Here is an 18,832-nt window from a genome sequence, read left to right on the forward strand (position 1 = left end):
TGGCGGATTTGCGTTTAGATTCTCTGCAGTGCCTTTTGATACTGCTTTGGCGTTTGGTTGAATTGCTCTTTGAAGCGTGCGATAAACCACGCAGGCGAGCTGAAGCCACAATCGCTGCAAATCTCGCTCACATTTTTATCGGCGTATTGGAGCAAAAATCGCGCTTTCAAAAGGCGCTTTTCATCAAGCCATTTTTTGGGCGAGATGTTGAAATACTGCTTAAACTCGCGCCAAAAGCTCGCATTATCCAGCCGCGCAAACTTCGCCATATCCGCCACGCTCAAAAACTCGCGCTCGCAATACGCAAACAGCTCGCCAAGCCCAAGCCTCGTAGTCGCAAACAGCTCGCGGATAAAGCCTAGAAATGCCTTGTTGCCACTTAGTGCGAGATGCAAAAACAACTCCTCAAACTTCAGCTCAATCATAGGCTCCAAATAGCGCGTGTTGCACTCAAAATGCGCGCTAAAGCCCTCGATGATGTTTTGCAATGCTGGGTCGGTGATTTTGCCGCTATCATCGCTAGCGAGGGATTTTATAGAATCTGGCGTTTTGTCCGCCGCTTTGCTATCCGCCATTTTGCCTTGCAGATTCTCACACAAACTCTCACGCAGTTTGCGCGGATTCTCATTTGAGCTCTTGTGTGGATTCTCGCGCGGATTTAGTATATTTGCCGGCAATAGATCCTTATGCTTATGCGCGAGCGCTGTCAAAAGCGGCGCGTTGAAAAAGAACAGATACGCCTCATAAAGCCCGCGCGCAGTGATGTTGCTAATCGTGTAGCTCCCAGCCCTTATAAGCGTGCATTCGCCCTTTTTTAGGTGCAGCTCCTGCGCGCCATTGTGGAAAATCTTCTCGCCATTTCGCACAAAAATAAGCACATGCTCTTGCATGCAAACTGGCAAATGCCGCGTGCTGTCTCTTTGCTGATAGCGCGCGAAAGTGCAGCGCCCAAGCGTGTGGATTTGCAGATTCTGCTCGCTTGAGTTTGGGAAAAATCCTAGATCATTTGGGAGGTAGAGCATTTTTGGCCTTTAATTTTAGTTTGCGTTTGAGATTGCATTTGGGCTTGCTGGGATTTGTGCCTTGCTTGGATTGTCGTTTAATCATCGTTTGTGATTATAGCAAAAATAGCCGCGTGTTTGGCGCGCAAAAATTATGCGATATTGGCTTTTTTATAATAAAATAACGCCCAATTTGTTTTAAGGAGATTGTAATGGGACTTTATGATAGAAATTATCAAGGGCGTGAGATTGCCCAAGACATGGCGTTTGAGAGTGAGAGCGCGCTGGTTGGATTTGTAAAAACGACTTATAAATTTTTCGCTGCTAGCTTGCTGCTTGCGACTATTGGCGCGATTGTGGGACTTATGAATTTTGAGATAGTCGTCAATCCAGCGGTTCGCATCGGGATTTTTGTAGCAGAGATTGCCGCACTTTTGGCGCTTATGTTTTTGCGCTCATCACCGGGGCTAAATGTCGCTTTGCTCTTTGTTTTTACATTTTTGACTGGTGTGGCACTTGTGCCTTTGCTAGGCTATGTGATAAGCAAACAGGGCTTGAGCGCTGTGTGGCAGGCACTTGGCATGACCACTATCGTGTTTGGTGCGATGAGTATTTTTGCTATCAAAACAAAGGCTGATCTTGGCAATATGGGCAAAATGCTTTTCATCGCGCTTATCGTGGTTATCGTGTGCTCGCTGGTGAATGTATTTTTCTTGCATTCTACGCCGATGATGGCAGCGATTTCTGGGGCATGCGTGATACTTTTTAGCCTTTATACCGCTTATGATACGCAAAACATCATCCGCGGGCGCTATGACAGCCCTATAATGGCGGTGATTTCGCTATATTTGGACTTCCTAAATATTTTCATCTCGCTTTTGCAGCTTATAGGGATTTTTGGCAAAGACGACTAAAGGGCTTTGGCTCGGGCTCAACTTGCTTTTTTGACTCGCTCGGGCTTGATTTAGCTTGTCGGCTTGCGCGTTGCGCGCGGGCTTTGGCTTTTTGAATGTGAGTTTTTGCTTTTGTCTTTTTAAGGCTCTAGAATCTAGATTTTAGCTTTATTTGGATTCTAGGGGGTTTTTATTTCTATTTAGCTTTTTAATCCTCGCAAATTTTTGCAAAATTTACAAATCTTCATACCCCTCGATTTATACTTCTTTTTGCTTCTTGTATTTTTTAGATTTAGATTCTGCTTTTTTGCGTTGCTGGTGCGCCGGCAAATTTTGCGTCAATTTTTACGCGGATTCTGTGCTGGATTCTGCTTACTCGATATTATTGCAAAGCGATATGACAAAATCCCTAGCGATGCGCGCATTGCGCCCGCCCATTTGCGTGGCAAAGTTTAGCGCATGCTGGCGCAAGGCATTTGGCGACTCTGCTTCTAGCAGAGATTTTGCGATGTCAGCGGTTATTGGATTCTCGTATTTGGTAGTGATTATGGGCGCGTTTGCAAGCGCGATTTTTTCTTGCAAAAAATGCACTACATATGAAAGATACTCCTGCGCGCCCAAATCATAAAATCCAATCTGCAAGCCAAAGCGATCGCTAAGTGAAAGCTCTTCTTGCGTGATGCTGTGCTCTGGCAAGTGGTCTGCGCCGGCGGATTCTAGGATTTTGCGGATGTTTGAGGTGGCATACACGATGATGTTTTGCGCGCGGGATTCTAGCGAGCCTTCAAGCGCGCTTTTTAGGCTTTTGTAAGTGCTATCGCCCGCGCGAAACGACAAATCATCGCAAAACACGACAAAGCGATACGCCTTCTGCGCGCGCAAAGCATCAAACACCATCGGCAGCAGCGCGATGTCTTTAGAATCTATTTCTAGCACACGCAGCACATCGCCACTTGTCAGATAGGGCAGAAGCGTGGCTTTGATAAGCGAGCTTTTGCCACAGCCGCGCGCGCCCCAAAGCAGCGCGTGCAGCGCGTCTTTGCCCTGCGCGAAGGCTTGCGTGTTGGCACTTAGTTGCGCGCGCTGGGAATCTATGCCTATAAGCGCGCCCGCCTCGCCAAACTCGCTAATCGCGTGCAAATAGCAGTGATGCTGAAATGTGCGTAAAATATATGCTTTGTGCGTGCGCCAATCCGCTTGAAAAAAGGGATTGATGCTGGATTCTGGGCTTGATGCCAAGTTGGATTTTGGGTTGGATTCTAGATTTTTAGATTCTGGCATTTTGTCCCCTTTTTGGCTTGTCGGCTTGTGGCTTGATGTGCTATTTGCGCGCTGTAAAATATAAGATTTGGATTCTAGAATCTAAACTTTAAACCCTAAACTCACAAATCCGCGTAAAACGCGCCTTGCGCGCCTTTGCATTTGCATAATTTTGCATAATAAGGCGCGATAGACTAATTTTAGGCTATTTAGATTCTGGTGTAAAATCTAGCAATATCATACCGCTAAATTCTTCTTTGGCGCTTGTTTTGATGATGGGCTTTAGTGGCGCTTTTGTCGCTGTTTTGCCGCTTTGCGCGCTAGCTTTTGCAGAATCTGCGCTTAACCTTAGCAAGCGCGCTAGGATGTAGCCCTGTATGTCGCGTCCTTTGAAGTCATAGGCGATTTTCGCCCACGCGCCCATGCTAGAATCCTCAAATCCCAAGATAAAAAGCTCTCTGCCAAGCGGCGCTTTTGCCACGATACCAGAATCCACGCTAGGAGCGGCGCGCACATGCGCGGTGCTAGCGATGACGCGCGCGGGCTTGGCTTGTGGGTTGTTTGCCAAAATGTTGGCAATGCTTGAGGTATTTTGCGCGATTTGTGGATTCTGCGTAGTTTGTGTGCTGCTGGATTCTGCGCTAGATTCTGCATTTTTAGATTCTAGTGCGCTGGCGATGAAGCGTTTGGAATCTGCCGCGCTCATTTCTTTTAGCAAGCGCGCTAGGATGTAGCCCTGTATGTCGCGCCCCTTGAAATCATAGGCGATTTTCGCCCACGCACCCATGCTAGAATCCTCAAATCCGAGGATAAAAAGCTCTCTGCCAAGCGGCGCTTTTGCCACGATACCAGAATCTACGCTAGGAGCGGCGCGCACATGCGCGGTGCTAGCGATGACGCGCGCGGGCTTGGCTTGTGGGTTGTTTGCCAAAATGTTGGCAATGCTTGAGGTATTTTGCACTGTTTGCGCGGTTTGTGGATTCTGCGTAGTTTGTGAAGTTTGCGCGCCATTAGAATCCGAGCTAGATTCTGCACTAGAATCCACTTTAGAATCCAAACTCTTGCCAGAATCCACATTTTTAGATTCCGCGCTAGATTCTGCCTCATCTTTCACCCCATCTTTTTTTGGCGACTCTAGCGGCTCGCGCGGGAAAGTCTGCGTAATCTGCGTGCGCGTATAAAACTCCACGCGATACAGATTCCCGCCCACATCGATGCTAGCATTTGGGTTTAGCGCGGCTTTGCTTATGGCGCTTGGATTTTGCTTTGTGAGTCCTACGACTTTGGCGCGCACGGATTTGGTGATAGTCTCTGTCGCTGGCGCAGAATTTGGCGCGATGGTGTTTTCTATCGTGTTTTGCGTGGTTTGTGGCGCTATGGATTCTAGCTCTATGCGCTGTGCCACGCGCACGACTTCGCCCATCGCCACGCGCGCCTCTTTGCCATCTATGCGCGCATTTATGGGCGCAAGCGGCGCGCCAAACTCGATGAAATTTGGCGCAAATTTACTCATCACGCGATTGCCATATTTTAGCACGAGCAGATTCTCGCGCGGGAGAAGCCCTAGAATCTTATTGTCAGATTCTATGCGTATCGTCCCATAATCCTTGCCCTTTGGAAGCGGGAAAGACGCCTGCAAAGCGCGCAGTCCAAACAAAGGAAAACTCGGCATGCCTTCAATAGAAAAGCGCTGTTTGGGGTCGTTTATCGCGGCTTGCACGCCTTTGGGCGTGAGCCCAAAATCGCGCTCAAAGGCAATCCCCATCTGCGAAAGCATGGATTCTATCGCAAGCAGATGATAATACACGCGTTCGGCGACATTTAGCTCCTTGCTCGCTTCATTCGCATAGGCGGCTTTGCCCTGATTTATCGCATAAAAGGTGAGCGCTTTTTGCATTTCTGGGTCTTTTTGCGCGGTTTGGGTGTTGTGCAGATGATAGCGGTGGATGGGCTTTAGGAGGTGTGCGTTTATGTGATCGATGATGTTTTGCGCGTGTTTTTCTAGCGCGCCAAACTCCGCACCTTCTAGCATCGTCTGATCGATAACGGTGCAATTCCCCCAGCGATTGGGGTTTAGCAGCGCGCTTTCATAAGTGGCGCGATAATACCCGCTGCCATCGTGCAAATGCAGCACCGCGCTTACTTCTTTGGCGCGTATGAGTTCTTTGATATTCGCGATTATGGGCGCTTCGGGGTCGTTTGGCGAGAGGGCGGCGAATTTGCGATTCATATCATCATAGATGCCGCGATGATTTTTTAGCATAGAGTGCGGGTTTAGCACGGGCACCACCCATACGCTGCCATTTTTTATGGTGTAGTGGTTTAGAAAAACATTGGTAGCGTTGAATCCGCCGGGCTCATCGCCTTGTATCCCGCCGATAAGCAAAAGCGTGGGCGCGGCATTTGCTGTGGATTCTCTAGCGGAATCTAGCGCGGAGTTTGGCTTGGAGTTTGGCGTGGAATCTGATGCAGAATCTGGCGCAGGGCTTGCAGAATCCGCGTTTTTGGGCGCGCTTTTTTGCGCTGTTGCGCTTGCACTTGCTTCTTTTTTCACCACCTCAAAATCTAGCGTGCGCAGCTCTTTGGCGCTGGCAGTGCTTGCAAAAATCATCATGCATGCTATACATAAAAATCGCATTTTTCATCATTCCTTGTGTTTGTCGCCAATTTTAGCGCGCTTGTGCGTGTGTGTCTCGCGGGCGCGCCTCTAAACGCATTGGCATTTGGGTTTGGTATTATAGCCAAAATATAACCCAATTTTAAGCCAATGTGGCATCTATCGCCTAAAAATAGGAGCAATCAAATCAAATGCGGAATAATCAATTTATATTTTATTTCGCTATTTTATAAAGGGCAAAATTTTCATTTTTGAAAATCAAAATCAAGTCAAGCGATGAGTTGTTTTCAATATATGGTTTAACGGCAGATTCTACCCACCCACCACTATATTCATATGATAGTAAATAGTCATATTCTGGTATTTCATCTTGTTTTGGTGTGGCGACTGATAATCTATGCGTATTTAGATAAAGCACTCTTGGCTTAAAAAATATTATTTTGTCATCTTGAAGGGTATTTGTCTTGATAAAATCATAAATTTCTAGCGCATCATTAGAAAAAGCTTCATGCTCTTTATAATAGGGACTTGAATGGACTCTATAGGCATGCCATCCTGTTTTAAAAATAAAAAATATAAAAATACCAATAACAATGTAAAATATAGATTTTTTATAAAATTTATAGCCCACATATTCTTGAAACAATGCCTTGCCACCAATAGCCATAAAAAACACTACAAATGGATATAGACAGAATGTAAATCTAATGCCCTGAACAAAAGGCCACAAAATAAGCAAAGCCAAATTGGAAAGTATAAAAATTAATATAAACATGCCTAATCCATAATACTGACTCAAAAACCTTTTTGTTCCGATAAATATCAGTGGCGCAAAAAATATAAGAATTGCAAGCCCCAATATTTTTCGAAGATTAAGATCAAAAAAACCTGAAAGGCCAAATATATAATAAATTATATTCCCAAATATTGTTTTATATGATATTTTAGACAAATACCCAAGGTGCCCTTCTCCGCCAGTAGTTAGAAAAATATTTAGCAATAAAATACCAAGTATAAAAATAATATAAGGAATAATATGTGGCAATGGGCTTAAAACACAAGATTTATAAAATTTATGCAACAAGGCAGGCTTGCAATCAAAGTATTTAGACAATAAAAAATATAAAATAAGGGCAAAATGACAAGTAAATAGCGTGAGAAAAATAAGAATACCATTTGACCTAGTGCAAAAAGCAAAAAAGCAAAATACTCCGCCTAGAATCGAGTATAAATATATTTTGTTGCCCCCCCCATCAGTATTAGAAGCAATCAAATCTTTTTGATTTGGTATTTTGGCTTGAAATAATGCAGATAGAAAAATAACAGCCAAAAAACTAAAAAATAAAAAAGGGATATCAGATAGAATCTCATTGGCCGCATAATCGGTCAATAATGGATTAATCGCAAAAAATAAAGAGGCTATCAGCGCGCCTTTTCTATCCAAAAATTTAGCACAAAAAATAAAAAAAGCAAATACAAAGCCACTAAAACACAATATACCTATATATTTAAAAGCTATCAAATCAAATCCAAATAGCGCATACGCTGGGGATAAAAGCACAGGAAAGCCCCATGGATACACATAAGGACCAAATCCGATGCTATTTTGCATCATAAAGGTATTATTTTTGATTTGTTCTGCTATATTTCCATCTATTATCGCCATAGCTTGCGCGATATATTGAGAAAAATCGCCTCCCCACCCATGTCCATCATATAGCTGCGCGCAAGAAAGAGCGCAGCTAATGAGCGCCAACACAAAAGCAAGCGCAAAATCCAAAAAAGTGAGCTTTCTAGAAAATAAATATTCTGTTTTGTGTGAGGGCATTGTCTCTCCTAATGGGGATGTAAAAATAGCGCATTTGGATTTGGTATTATATCTTATAAAGTTTGGATTCTGGCTAGCATAAAAGGCTAGAATCTAAATCTCGCATCTAAAATCCAAAATCTAAAAATCTAAATCCAAGAGCCTAAAGCCCAAAATCTAAAATCTAGAAGAGAAAATAGATACTAGCGCGAAAACTAGATTCTCGCGCAAAGTTTTAGATTTTCAAAACTAGATTTTAAGGATTAGATTCCAAGATTTAGATTCTAGCGTAAAAGTTTAGATTCTGGTGCGAGGCTTGGATTCTCGCGCAAAGTTTGGCCACTTCATGCAATTAGATTCTCATGTAAATTTTGATTCCTCGTGCAAATTGCAGACTCTCATGCAAATTCTTAGATGTCAGATTCTCAAATTTTAGATTCCAGAATCCAGATTCTCGTATTCCCGCGCAAGCTTTAGATTTTAGCGCTTTCAGATTCCAGCCCTTTAGCTTCGAGATTTTAGCTCTTCGATGTTTTGTATCATATAGCATTTGATATCATCTTTGCCATACTCTTCGTGCAAAAACTCCACCAATTCCACCGCGCTATCATAGTCGATAAAAAGGCTAAATTTGCCATATTCCTTGCGCCCGCTCACCTGCTCGCGCTGGCTTATGAGTAGGTTTCGCACCGCGTATTTGTCGCAGTCTTCATAATAAAAGTCATTGAATCTCTGCTCCAAAAGCGCATCTACGATGTGATCTTTTAGCTTTATATCTGCATAGATTTGTAGGCAGCTACACATTATGACTCCTTGATTTTAGCTCGCGTGCGTGGCGTGTGGTGTGGCAGGTGTTTCGCATCATATCTGTATGCGCTTAGCGATGATTCTAAACATCGCAGGCAGCAGCAAAAGCGTAAGCGAGCTAGAAGTCACAAGCCCTCCTAGGACGACTATCGCCAAAGGCTTTTGCACCTCGCTTCCCACACCGCTTGAAAGCAGCATCGGTATCAGCCCAAACGCCGCGATAAATGCTGTCATAAGTATCGGGCGCAAGCGCCTTTTGGCACCCATCACCACCGCATCATCGACACTTTTGCCCTGCTTTATCAGCTCTTTGAAATACCCTATCATCACCACGCCATTAAGCACCGCGATACCAAATAGCGTAATAAAGCCAATGCTTGCTGGCACTGAAATATACTCGCCGGATAAAAATAGCGATATAAGCCCGCCAGTGACAGCAAAAGGGATGTTTAGCAGTATCAAAAGTGCCAGCGGCGCGCTTTTGAAAGTAAAATACAAAATAAAGAAAATCACGACTATGCTAATAGGAATAACCAGCGCAAAACGCGCATTTGCACGCTGCTGATTCTCAAACTGCCCGCCATAGGTTACATAATAGTTTGGCGGGAAATTGACTTGTTCGGATATTTTCGCCTTTGCTTCATCGACGAAGCCGCCTAGGTCGCGATTTTCGATATTGCTACGCACGACGCTCATGCGGCGGTTGTTTTCGCGCACTATCATCACAGGCCCATCGACTTCTTTTATCTCGGCGATAGAGCTAATCGGCACCACATAGCCGCGCGATGAAAACATCTCTAGTGCTTCTAGCTTGGTAATATCTGTAGCTATCTCTGGGTCTTGGCGCACAAGCACAGGGATGCGCGCCACGCCTATGGGGATGTATGATACGATGATGCCCTCCAGTGAAGATTTCATAAACTTAGAAAACTCATCCACACTCACGCCCACATTACTCATCATATGCTTTTCTGGCGTGACATAGAGATAATTCACCCCTTCATTTAGCGTGGTAAATACCTCCGTGCTGCCGCGCACACCTTGCAGAATCTCTTTTATCTGCCTGCTAAGATCATTTAGTATCGCTATATCATCGCCAAATATTTTTATCGCCAAATCCCCGCGCACACCGGTAAGCATTTCAGAGATTCTCATATCTATGGGCTGGGTGAAAGTAAAGCTTATGCCTACAAATTCATCGAGCGCATGAGACATTTTGGCGATTAGCTGTTCTTTGTTTTTGACCTGCCATTTATCCTTTGGGATAAATGATATAAACATATCGCTTTGATTGAGCCCATCAAGGCTAAGTCCTAGCTCATCTGTCCCGGTGCGCGCGACTATTTCTTTTATCTCTGGGACAGAATCTTTGAGCGCTTTTTGGATACGCAAGATAAGGTCGCGCGATTGTGGCAATGAGATAGAAGGCGTAGTCTCCACCATAAGCACCACATCACCTTCATCAAGTGAAGGCATAAATGACTTCCCTACAAAAGGAAAAATGCTAAGACTCGCCACCAAAAACACCACCGCAAATGCAATCACTGCCTTGCTGTGATCTAGGCAAAAATGGAGTGTTGGCGTGTAGATTCTGTAAAAAAAGCGCGTGATAAGCGTCTCTTTGTGCTCGGATACCTTTAGCACTAGCGATGCCATGACAGGAATCACTGTGATGGATAGCACCAGCGAGCCAAGAAGCGCAAAAACGATGCTTTTTGCCAATGGCGCAAACATCTTGCCTTCCAAGCCCTCCAGCGTCAAAATAGGCACGAAAAACACGATGATGATGATGATACCGCTGACAACAGATACAGAGATCTCTTTGCACGCGCGATATATGGCGTGAAGCTTTGTCGTGGTGGTGTTTGAGCTTAGCCTTTCATAGGCGTTTTCTACCATCACCACCGCAGAATCCACCAAAATACCTATAGCAATCGCAAGCCCGCCAAGACTCATAAGATTTGCGCTCATGCCATTTAGCCGCATACAGATAAACGCCACCGAAAGCGCACAAGGCAGAATCATACTCACAGCAATCGCCGCGCGCAAATCGCCCAAAAACAAAAATAAAAGCACAATGATTAGCACGATAGCCTCTATCAGCACTTTTGTGACATTATCCACCGCTTTTTGTGTGAGGTCTGATCTGTCATAAAAGACATTGAGCCTCACACCCTCTGGCAGCATGGGTGTAAGTTCATCAAACTTTTTATAAATACCTTCAATCGTTTCTTTGGAGTTTGCACCTTTGAGTGATAAAACCATGCCTTGCGTCGTCTCGCCCACGCCATCTTTGGTGACAAAGCCAAGCCTAGTAAGATAGCTCGTAGTGACATTGGCAAAATCGCCGATTTTGACAAATCCAGCGCGCGTTTGTATCGCAAGCTCGGCTATCTCTTCAGGGCTTAATGCGGCGTTTTGGATTTTTACTAGGAAGTTTTCGCCATCTCTATCCACGCGCCCAGCGCCGTCATTTTTGAGGCTTGCTTTTAGCACATCTTCTAGCTGGGTGATAGTCACTCCAAGTCGCGCCATATCGTTAAAATCCGGCACGACTACAAATGCTTTGGCAAAGCCGCCAAGCGAGCTAACATCTGCCACGCCTTTTATCTTGCGTATCTCTGGGCGGATGATAAAATCTAGCAGCTGGCGCTTCTCTAGCTCTGAAATATCGCCTTCAATGGTGAACATAAACATATCTGATAATGGCGTGACAATAGGCTGCAAGCGCACATCCACGCCATCTGGCAAATCGCTCAAAACATTTGCCAGCCGCTCATTTGTCATCTGGCGCGCTAGATAGATATCTACGCTATCTTCAAAATCTAGCACGATATCAGCTATGGCGTATTTAGAAGTCGAGCGCAGTAGCTTTTGCCCGGGCAAGCCTTGCAGCTCTAGTTCTAGCGGACGCACGACGCGATTTTCTACCTCTTCTGGCGCCATACCCGGAGCTTTCACCGCGACGCGCACTTGCGTAGAAGAGACATCTGGAAAAGCATCGATAGGAATGCTCAAAAAACTATACCCGCCAAAAAGCAAAAGCGCGCACGCGAAAATCATCACAATGATGCGCTGCATCAATGAAAGTTCTATAATCTTAACCAGCATTAATGCGCTCCACTATCGCCAATATTATTGACTAAGCCTTTTAGCGTGACTAGCGCGCCAGAGGCGATTTGCTCGTTGCCTTTGAAACCTTTGGAGCTTATGACAAATGATTTGCTGCGTTTTTCTACGACTTGCACGACTCGTGGCATATAGCCCCCAGCAGTTTTTACAAAAATGAGATTATCTTTGCCATTTTTTATCACCGCTTCTGAAGGCAGGGCAAAGGTGTTTTCTGGCTGTTTGCCCTCGATATACACATCTGCTACTTCGCCCACGCGAAACACGCCTTTTTTGAGATCGGCTATCGCCATAATCGAGTTGTTGTTTTTATCTACGACTACAGACACGCTAGAGATATCACCTACATATTGCCCGCCTTCGCTATAGACTTTGGAGCCGGGCAGGACATAATCAGAGATAGAGAGCGGAATCTTGATGCGCGCTAGGAGGTTGTTGTTTTTGGAGATTCTGACATAGGGGGTAAATGCGGGGATTTTCTCGCCGGTGTTTTTTGGTGCGACAGATAGGATTCCAGTGTCATTTGCGATAATGCGGAATCCATACACGCCACGCGGCTTATCCGGGTCTATCCCAAAAAGTTTAAACACATTTTTAAGCTGGGTTAGCTTCAAAAATAGCTCTTTGCTAGCAAGATAGCTGGCTTGATATTCGCGCTGTGAGATGACGCCCGCTTCAAAAAGCTCTTTGTCTTTTTGCGCTATTTCTTCAGCGACGCGATATTTGTTTTGCGTGTTTTCTATCTCAAAGTAAAGATTATTGAGCTCATTAGAGCTTATTTCACAAATCTCATTACCCTTTTTTATCTGCTCGCCCTCGCGCATATAAATCGCCACGACGACGACATCAAAGGTCGAGCTTTGCGTGGTAGAATCTTTGTCATCAAAGTCGATTAGCGCGTTAAATGGCACGCCGCGCGTGATGGCTGGGTTTTGTATAGGCACATCTTTGATTCCCAAGCCTTGTGCTTGCATGGGCGTGACTTTTACTTCAGAATAGCCGGCGTTGTTGGCATGGGCGGTTTTGGCGCTGCTAGCATTTTTGGCGCTATTTGTATCAGCAGCAAAAAGCGCGCACACAGCGCAAAATACGCATATTAGTAGCTTTTTCATCATTTATCTCCTATCATCGAGCCTAAAGTTTCTTCTAGCAATGATTGTATGCCTACATATTCTAGCTTCGCATCTGCAAGCGTGATGAGGCTATCCATATAAGAATTTTGATACGCAAGGTATTCAAAAAGGCTGATTTTTTGCGCTTCATAGGCGATTTTACCCATTTCTACGAGGTCTTTTTTGTTTTGTATATTTTCTTGCTGGAGTTCGATGAAGCTTTTTTTGCTATGAAGCTGGTCTAGATAAGAATCCATACTTACCAAAAGATTGTTTTTTGTGATCTCGCCCTCGCGCAAAGTCCCGCTATGAAGTGCTAGCCATTTGCGTTTGAGATGCGTATTTTTAGGCGTCACAGGCAGGGGGATAGAGAATCTAAGCTGCGCGCCATTGCTAGATTCTGCATGCACGAGCCCGCCGCCTAGCTCTAGCGTGTCAAATCTGTCGCGATTGGCGAGCTTTGCGTTTGTTTGGTAGTTTTTGGCTTGCAAATCTAGTATGGAGATATAGGGCGAGGATTCTAGCGACTCGCGCGCAAAATCCGGCGCCACATCCGCATAGCCAAACGCCATGCCATCCACCTTCACATCATGCGCTACGCTTAAAATCTCTGCATCTATGTCGTTTTGATTTATCTGCGTATGCACATCCACAAATCCCAGAATCTGATGCAGCATGCGCTGCAAATCAAGCAGCTGCGTTTGTGTCTGCATTTTTAAAAGTTTGGCATCAAGGTAGGAGTTGTTGAAGCTTATATAGTCTTTTTTAGACATCGAGCCCGCATCTAGCTTTGCTTTGGCGATTTGGAGCTGGGATAGGAAGTTGTTTTCTCTAGCGATTGCTACATTGTATTTTTCTTTGGTTAGCTCATAGGTGAGATAGAGGCGTTTGGCAGAGATAAAGGCTAGATTTTTATAAAGCTCATAGCTTTTTTGATATTGCTCGGTTTGGAGCTTCAAGCTTTGATGCAAAAGCGTTTGCACCCACGGCAGCTTTGGCTTTAGCATAAAAAGCGCGGTGACTTCTAGCTCATTTCTGCCAATAGCATTTTTGGCAAATCCTGTCTCTATCTCCGTATATGGAGAATCCCAAGAATTCATCGCCTTTTGCGCTTCTATCAAGCTATCAAACTGCGCTTTGTTTTTCACGAGGTTAATCGTATTTTGCTCCACCGCTTCAAAAAACGCCTGCTTACTAAGGTGGTTGCTAGCGCCTAGTGCGCCGGCGCTGTTGGTGCTGGTGTTGCTCGCGCTGGCAGAATCTTTTTTGGCAGATTTCTTGTCGGATTTAGAGGTGGATTTGCTAGCAGAATCTTTGGCGGATTTTTTGGTATCTTTTGCATTTGCTTTGGTATCTTTTTTTGAGTCTTTTGCAGAATCTAGTTTGGCGCTCGTTTCAGAATCTTGTTTTGAATCTTGCGCCAAATCTTGCTTTGTGTCTTGTTTGGAATCTTTGGCGTTTTTAGATTCTGCTGTATTGCTAGAATCTTTAGCGCCCCCAGAATTTTTAGAATCCTTATCTTTAGCCTTAGAATTTTTGGCATCCTTATCATTTTTCGCAGCACTATTTTGCGTATCGATTTTTTGCGCGTTGATTTTGGCTATGTCTTTGGCGATATCTTGCAGGATTTTTTGCGTCTCATCTTGCGCGCCCGCAGGCTTGGCAGACGCCACCGCAGCAAACACCGCGCCACACGCCACAGACAAACAAATTTTTGACAAAAAACTATCAATCCTCAAACAAAGCCCCCAAAGCAAATCAAATAAAAGCTAGATTCTACACATTTTTAATAACCGCTTTGTTAATAATCAAAAATTATATCCAAACCAAAGCTTAGAGATAAACGCCCGATAAGAATCCATCTCATCAAGATAAGTCATCGTCAAGTGCCAATTCACCACGCCCGTGCGCGCCTCTAGCTCAAATAGCGCTTGGTTAGAATAGCGCACACTTGGGTCAAAAAACACACTTCTCCCATATCCCACAAACCCGCCCCAATGCCCGCTACCAAAGCCAAGCCTCGCAAATAGCGTCTGCGCGCCCTCGCTATAGATGTAGGTGTTGTATTCTAGCGGGTTGTTATCTGCATAGATTGGTAGCAAGTTTGTCGCGCCATTGGTGCTATTACCCACATAGCCTAGCACGAGGCGCGTGTGCTTGTAGTTGGCGTTTGCCTCTAGTCGCCACATCCCGCCATTTAGCTTGCCAAAGCTGCCTTTTTGGTAGCAGTTTAGCCCTGCTTTTTGCGCGCGCTCTGGATCAGCGCAAAATCTAGCGCCCTGCACGCCCGCACTCACAAAAGCAAAATGCATCAAAAATCCCAAATGCAGATTCTCAAAAATATGCCTTTTGCCCTTGTAGTTTAAAAACGCGTTTTCATTGAGCTCGCTATCTGGCGTATTTATATAGTATTTTATCCCAGTGATAAAATAGAGATTCTGGAAATAATTAGCATATGCGCGCACGCCGCTACGCTCTAGCTCATAGTTTGCATCAGCGTAAAAATGCGCGCCTAGATTGTATCCTTGCTGTTTTTCATAGAGGTCTTTTATGTATTGATATGAGGTGTTTTCTGCGGGGTTGGCATAGCTTTGGCGGTAGAATCCGCCGAGCGCGTAGCGCGCATGTTTGTGATGATAAAACACCTCCGCACCCTCCAAATAATCGCCTATCCACTCATACTCCGCGCCAAATCGCCCCGCTTGGAATCCGATATTATCACCCCCTTTTAGCTCCCTATCAATCTGCAAAAAAAGCGCTGGAATATGCACCAAATCGCTCGTAAATAGCACATCTTTGGCTTCGTCGTTGTTGATAAGATAGGAGTAGATTTCTGGTGCGTAGGTCGCGTGTGGATTCTGGTTTAGGGTCGCGTTATTTTGGCTAGTTGGATTAGGAGTTTGGCGCGGGTTAAAATCCGCTATCTGCCCAAACACCGAGACACTCGAGCCTATAAGCAAATTTGCCTTGCCTAGATTAAATGATGCGCTTTGGAGTGTGAGTCTGGCAAAAAGCCCGCTGTAGCCGAGATTTGCACGATTTACTAAGCCCGCAGCGTGGATGTTGGCAAATGAAGTAAAGCTTGAAAGCTCAATTTCTTGCAAGCGCAAAAAGCTGTTTAGCTTGGGCTTGGCGCGGGTTGCGTTTGGCGCGGTGGATTTTGTGGTGGATTTTGCTTCAGAATCTGATTTGGATTCCGCTCTAGATTCTGGCGCGCTAGCTTGGCTTGCGTTTGTCGCGCTGTGGTTTTGTGTGGCGGTGCTTTGTGTAGAAATTTGGCTTTGCGCTGCGGTAGCACTTGGCGCGGAAATTTGGCTTTGGTTTGGCGCGCTTGTCGCGGTGGAATCTAGTTTGGATTCTGCACTAGAATCTATATCAAAATCTTGCGCGGATTCTGCTTTAAAATCCGCTTTAGAATCCAAATCAGTATCCTGCGCGGATTTCGCTTGATTTTTTGGCGTAGAATCTTGGCTGTCTATAGAATCTATATCATTTATAGATTCTGCGTTATTGGCGGATTTTTGGCTATTTGTGGATTCTGCAAAATTTTGCGCGCGCTTTTGGCGGAAGGTTTTTAGGCTAGATTCTGGCAGGCTGGATTCTAGCAAACTAGAATTCGAAAAAACCGCAGATTCTGACACATCTATCACGCTAGATTCTAGCATTACGCACGCCACCCCAGCGCACACCATTTTGGCACATAACATCGCAATGTATTTTTTGGCTACATATACCACGCGCCACATGCTTTATCCTATCTGCCTTGCTTTTGGCGCGCGTTTGCCTTACGCCGCAAGCTCTTTGAGATCGCCTATTTTCTTAAACTCCACATAAATCGCATAAATAATCGCCTTGCGATTGTGTCGCAAGGCTGGATTTTCATCATTCACAAGCACATTATCAAAAAACGCCTCTAGCGCGCCTTTCAGCCCAAAAAGCCCTTCTAGAAGCACTTTTGGCTCTATCGTTTTATCTTTTATTCCATTATCTTGACTTCGCACCTTTACAAACGCCTCCCAAAGCGCCTTTTCTTGCGGAAGTTTTAGCAGGCTTTCATCGATTTTTATCGCAGAATCTGCGCCCTTAGAATCCAAGTCGCCAGAATCCACTTTGCCCGCAGAATCCGCATTTTTAGATTCTGCCCCAGAATCCGCCCCGCTAGAATCCACCCCTTTAGACTCCACCGCAAAATCCTTCGTGATATTCGCCACGCGCTTAAATATCGAGATAAGCGCGTCTTTATCCTCGCGCTCTTGCAGGGATTCTAGCGCATAGGCATTGCTAGCGATTTGCAGCACCTCGCTACTAAGCCCGCGCGAGACACTGCGGAAAGTCAGCGCGCTAAGGCGCAGTATCGCCTCAAGCCGCTCTAGCATAAACCAGCGCAAACCCTCCACATCAAACGCCTTGTAGCCTTTGGCAAGCGCTGCCAAATCCTTTTGCAAATCAAGTGCGAGTCCAAATTCTAGCGCGATTTTTAGCACGCCATTTGCCGCGCGTCTAAGTGCGAAAGGATCTTTGGAACCGCTTGGGATTTTTCCCACGCTAAAAAGTGCCAGCAGACTATCAAGCTTCCCACTCATCGCGACTATGGCACTAGTTTTGGTGCTTGGCAGCGCTGAAGCTTCGCCATTTGGCAGATATTGCTCTTTTATGGCAAGCGCTAGTTCTTGCGATTTACCCTCACTCATCGCATAATAATACCCCATCACCCCTTGCAATTCCGGAAACTCGCCCACCATCTCGCTAAGCAAATCCGCTTTGGAAATCCAAAGCGCCTCTTTTACCACCTCGCGCGCGCTAGAATCTAGCCCATATTTTTCGCACAGATACGCGCCGATATCTTGCTCGCGCTTGGTTTTATCAAGCATGCTGCCAAGCCCATCGACAAACGCGACTTGCGCGAGGGGTGCTGGGTTTAGCGGTGATTTTTTGTCATTGTCATAGAAAAACTCCGCATCGCTTAGCCGAGCCTTCAGCACGCGCTCATTCCCGCCGATGATGAGTGAGAGATCCTCGCTCATCGAGTTGCTAACAACGATGAAGCCATTATAAAGCGCATTATCTTTAAAAATCGCGAAATACCGCTGATTTTCTTTCATCGAAGTGATGATAACCTCGCTTGGCAGGCGCAAAAAGCGCTCATCAAAGCGCCCCAAAAGCGCGCGCGGATACTCCGTGATAGCGCCCACTTCATCAAGCAGCGCAGAATCTAGCTCAACCTTTATGCGCTCTTTTTGCTCGATTTGCTTGATTTGTGTGAGGATTTTTTCTTTGCGTTTTACGAAATCTAGCTCCACGCCGCCAGATTCTAGGGCTTTGAAATAGTCTTCGATGCTAGCGATATGCGTCCAAGATTTTTCAAAAGAGCTATCAGAATCCAAATCTATCAAATCGCGGTGTAAAATCGTGGCTTGGCGGCTTGGCTGGCTGTAGGCGCTGGTGGTGATGTGTAGTGTGGTGGATTTTGCGCTGGTGTTTTGCGCGCGAGAATCTGCTTTTGCGCCCGACGCGCTAGATTCTGCTTTTGCGCTCGACGCGCCAGAATCTGCTTTGGATTCTGCGCTAGATTCTAGCAATATCAATATATTTCTTATCGGGCGGATAAAATGTGTAGTTTGCGTAGCTTGGCTATTTTGCGTATTTTGCGCGGAATTTTTGGCGCCGCTTTTGTCGCTAGATTCTGCACCAGAATCCATAGCGCCAGAATCCACATTTGCCACAGAATCCACATTTGCGCCGCCCCAGCGCATTGATTTGCCAAACTGAAGTGAAAGCAAAAAATCCTCCACTGCTAAAGCCACCACCTCGCTACTAGGCACGCCGGGCTTCACACTGCGCGCATATAGCACCTCTTTTCCATCTTTTTGCGCGAATTGTATTTGATTTGGCGCGATATTTGCTTTTTTTATGAAACCCTCGCCCGCTTTGCTTAGCCCTTTGCTTGGCTCGCCATCGATAAAAGCGATGTCTTTTGGCGGACCGAAAAGCTCATTTACCACCTCTTTGGTGTGCGCGGGGAAGGCGGGCGTGTAGATGCAGATTCTGCGCGGTGTGAAGTAGATTTGCGCGGGCGCTTCGAGATTTTGCTTACTTAGCGCGTTTTGCCATTTGGCAGAGAAGTTGGCAGACTCTTTGAGAAGCGGGAGTGCGGGCAGCTCCTCGCAAAGGATCTCTACCAAAAGCTTAGATGATGAGGTTTTCAC

Annotated in this window: 11 protein-coding genes; 1 reads left to right on the forward strand and 10 read right to left on the reverse strand. The window is 45.5% G+C overall.

Features of this window, described 5'->3' with window-relative positions; all coding sequences use genetic code 11:
- Positions 1-14 precede the first annotated feature (14 nt).
- Positions 15-1,022: an AraC family transcriptional regulator gene (locus BKN38_RS03735; protein ID WP_066455812.1), complete on the reverse strand. Its 1,008-nt coding sequence runs from the start codon at positions 1,020-1,022 to the stop codon at positions 15-17.
- 191 nt (positions 1,023-1,213) lie between these two features.
- On the opposite strand from BKN38_RS03735, the gene BKN38_RS03740 reads away from it, so the two are divergent.
- Positions 1,214-1,915, forward strand: coding sequence for a Bax inhibitor-1/YccA family protein (locus BKN38_RS03740; protein WP_066455810.1), 702 nt, complete (start codon positions 1,214-1,216; stop codon positions 1,913-1,915).
- A 351-nt stretch (positions 1,916-2,266) separates the two neighbouring features.
- On the opposite strand, the gene BKN38_RS03745 is transcribed toward BKN38_RS03740, so the two are convergent.
- From BKN38_RS03745 to glyS, 9 genes are all read right to left on the reverse strand, one after another.
- Entirely contained in the window at positions 2,267-3,175 is a 909-nt protein-coding gene (locus BKN38_RS03745; RefSeq protein ID WP_066455808.1) for a DUF815 domain-containing protein, read from the reverse strand.
- A gap of 184 nt (positions 3,176-3,359) precedes the next feature.
- Positions 3,360-5,792 (reverse strand): M99 family carboxypeptidase catalytic domain-containing protein, encoded by a 2,433-nt coding sequence (locus BKN38_RS03750; protein WP_233712888.1) that lies wholly within the window; start codon positions 5,790-5,792, stop codon positions 3,360-3,362.
- A gap of 193 nt (positions 5,793-5,985) precedes the next feature.
- Entirely contained in the window at positions 5,986-7,599 is a 1,614-nt protein-coding gene (locus BKN38_RS03755; RefSeq protein WP_070957693.1) for a glycosyltransferase family 39 protein, read from the reverse strand.
- A 483-nt stretch (positions 7,600-8,082) separates the two neighbouring features.
- Entirely contained in the window at positions 8,083-8,382 is a 300-nt protein-coding gene (locus tag BKN38_RS03760; protein ID WP_066455456.1) for a DUF3240 family protein, read from the reverse strand.
- Between the two features lie 57 nt (positions 8,383-8,439).
- Positions 8,440-11,496, reverse strand: a complete 3,057-nt coding sequence (locus BKN38_RS03765; protein ID WP_066455459.1) for an efflux RND transporter permease subunit — start codon at positions 11,494-11,496, stop codon at positions 8,440-8,442.
- The gene (locus BKN38_RS03770) at positions 11,496-12,626 is read right to left on the reverse strand and encodes an efflux RND transporter periplasmic adaptor subunit (protein ID WP_176754194.1); all 1,131 of its coding nucleotides are present in this window, start codon (positions 12,624-12,626) and stop codon (positions 11,496-11,498) included. Before BKN38_RS03770 ends, BKN38_RS03765 begins: the two co-directional genes overlap by 1 nt.
- A complete protein-coding gene (locus BKN38_RS03775; protein WP_233712887.1) occupies positions 12,626-14,347 on the reverse strand; it encodes a TolC family protein in 1,722 nt (573 codons plus the stop codon). Before BKN38_RS03775 ends, BKN38_RS03770 begins: the two co-directional genes overlap by 1 nt.
- An 87-nt stretch (positions 14,348-14,434) precedes the next feature.
- On the reverse strand, positions 14,435-16,372 hold the full coding sequence (locus tag BKN38_RS03780; protein ID WP_066455461.1) for a hypothetical protein: 1,938 nt from the start codon (positions 16,370-16,372) through the stop codon (positions 14,435-14,437).
- Between the two features lie 39 nt (positions 16,373-16,411).
- Positions 16,412-18,832, reverse strand: coding sequence for a glycine--tRNA ligase subunit beta (gene glyS, locus BKN38_RS03785; protein ID WP_066455470.1), 2,421 nt, complete (start codon positions 18,830-18,832; stop codon positions 16,412-16,414).

This window comes from Helicobacter sp. CLO-3, from assembly GCF_001854545.1.
GTDB lineage: Bacteria > Campylobacterota > Campylobacteria > Campylobacterales > Helicobacteraceae > Helicobacter_B.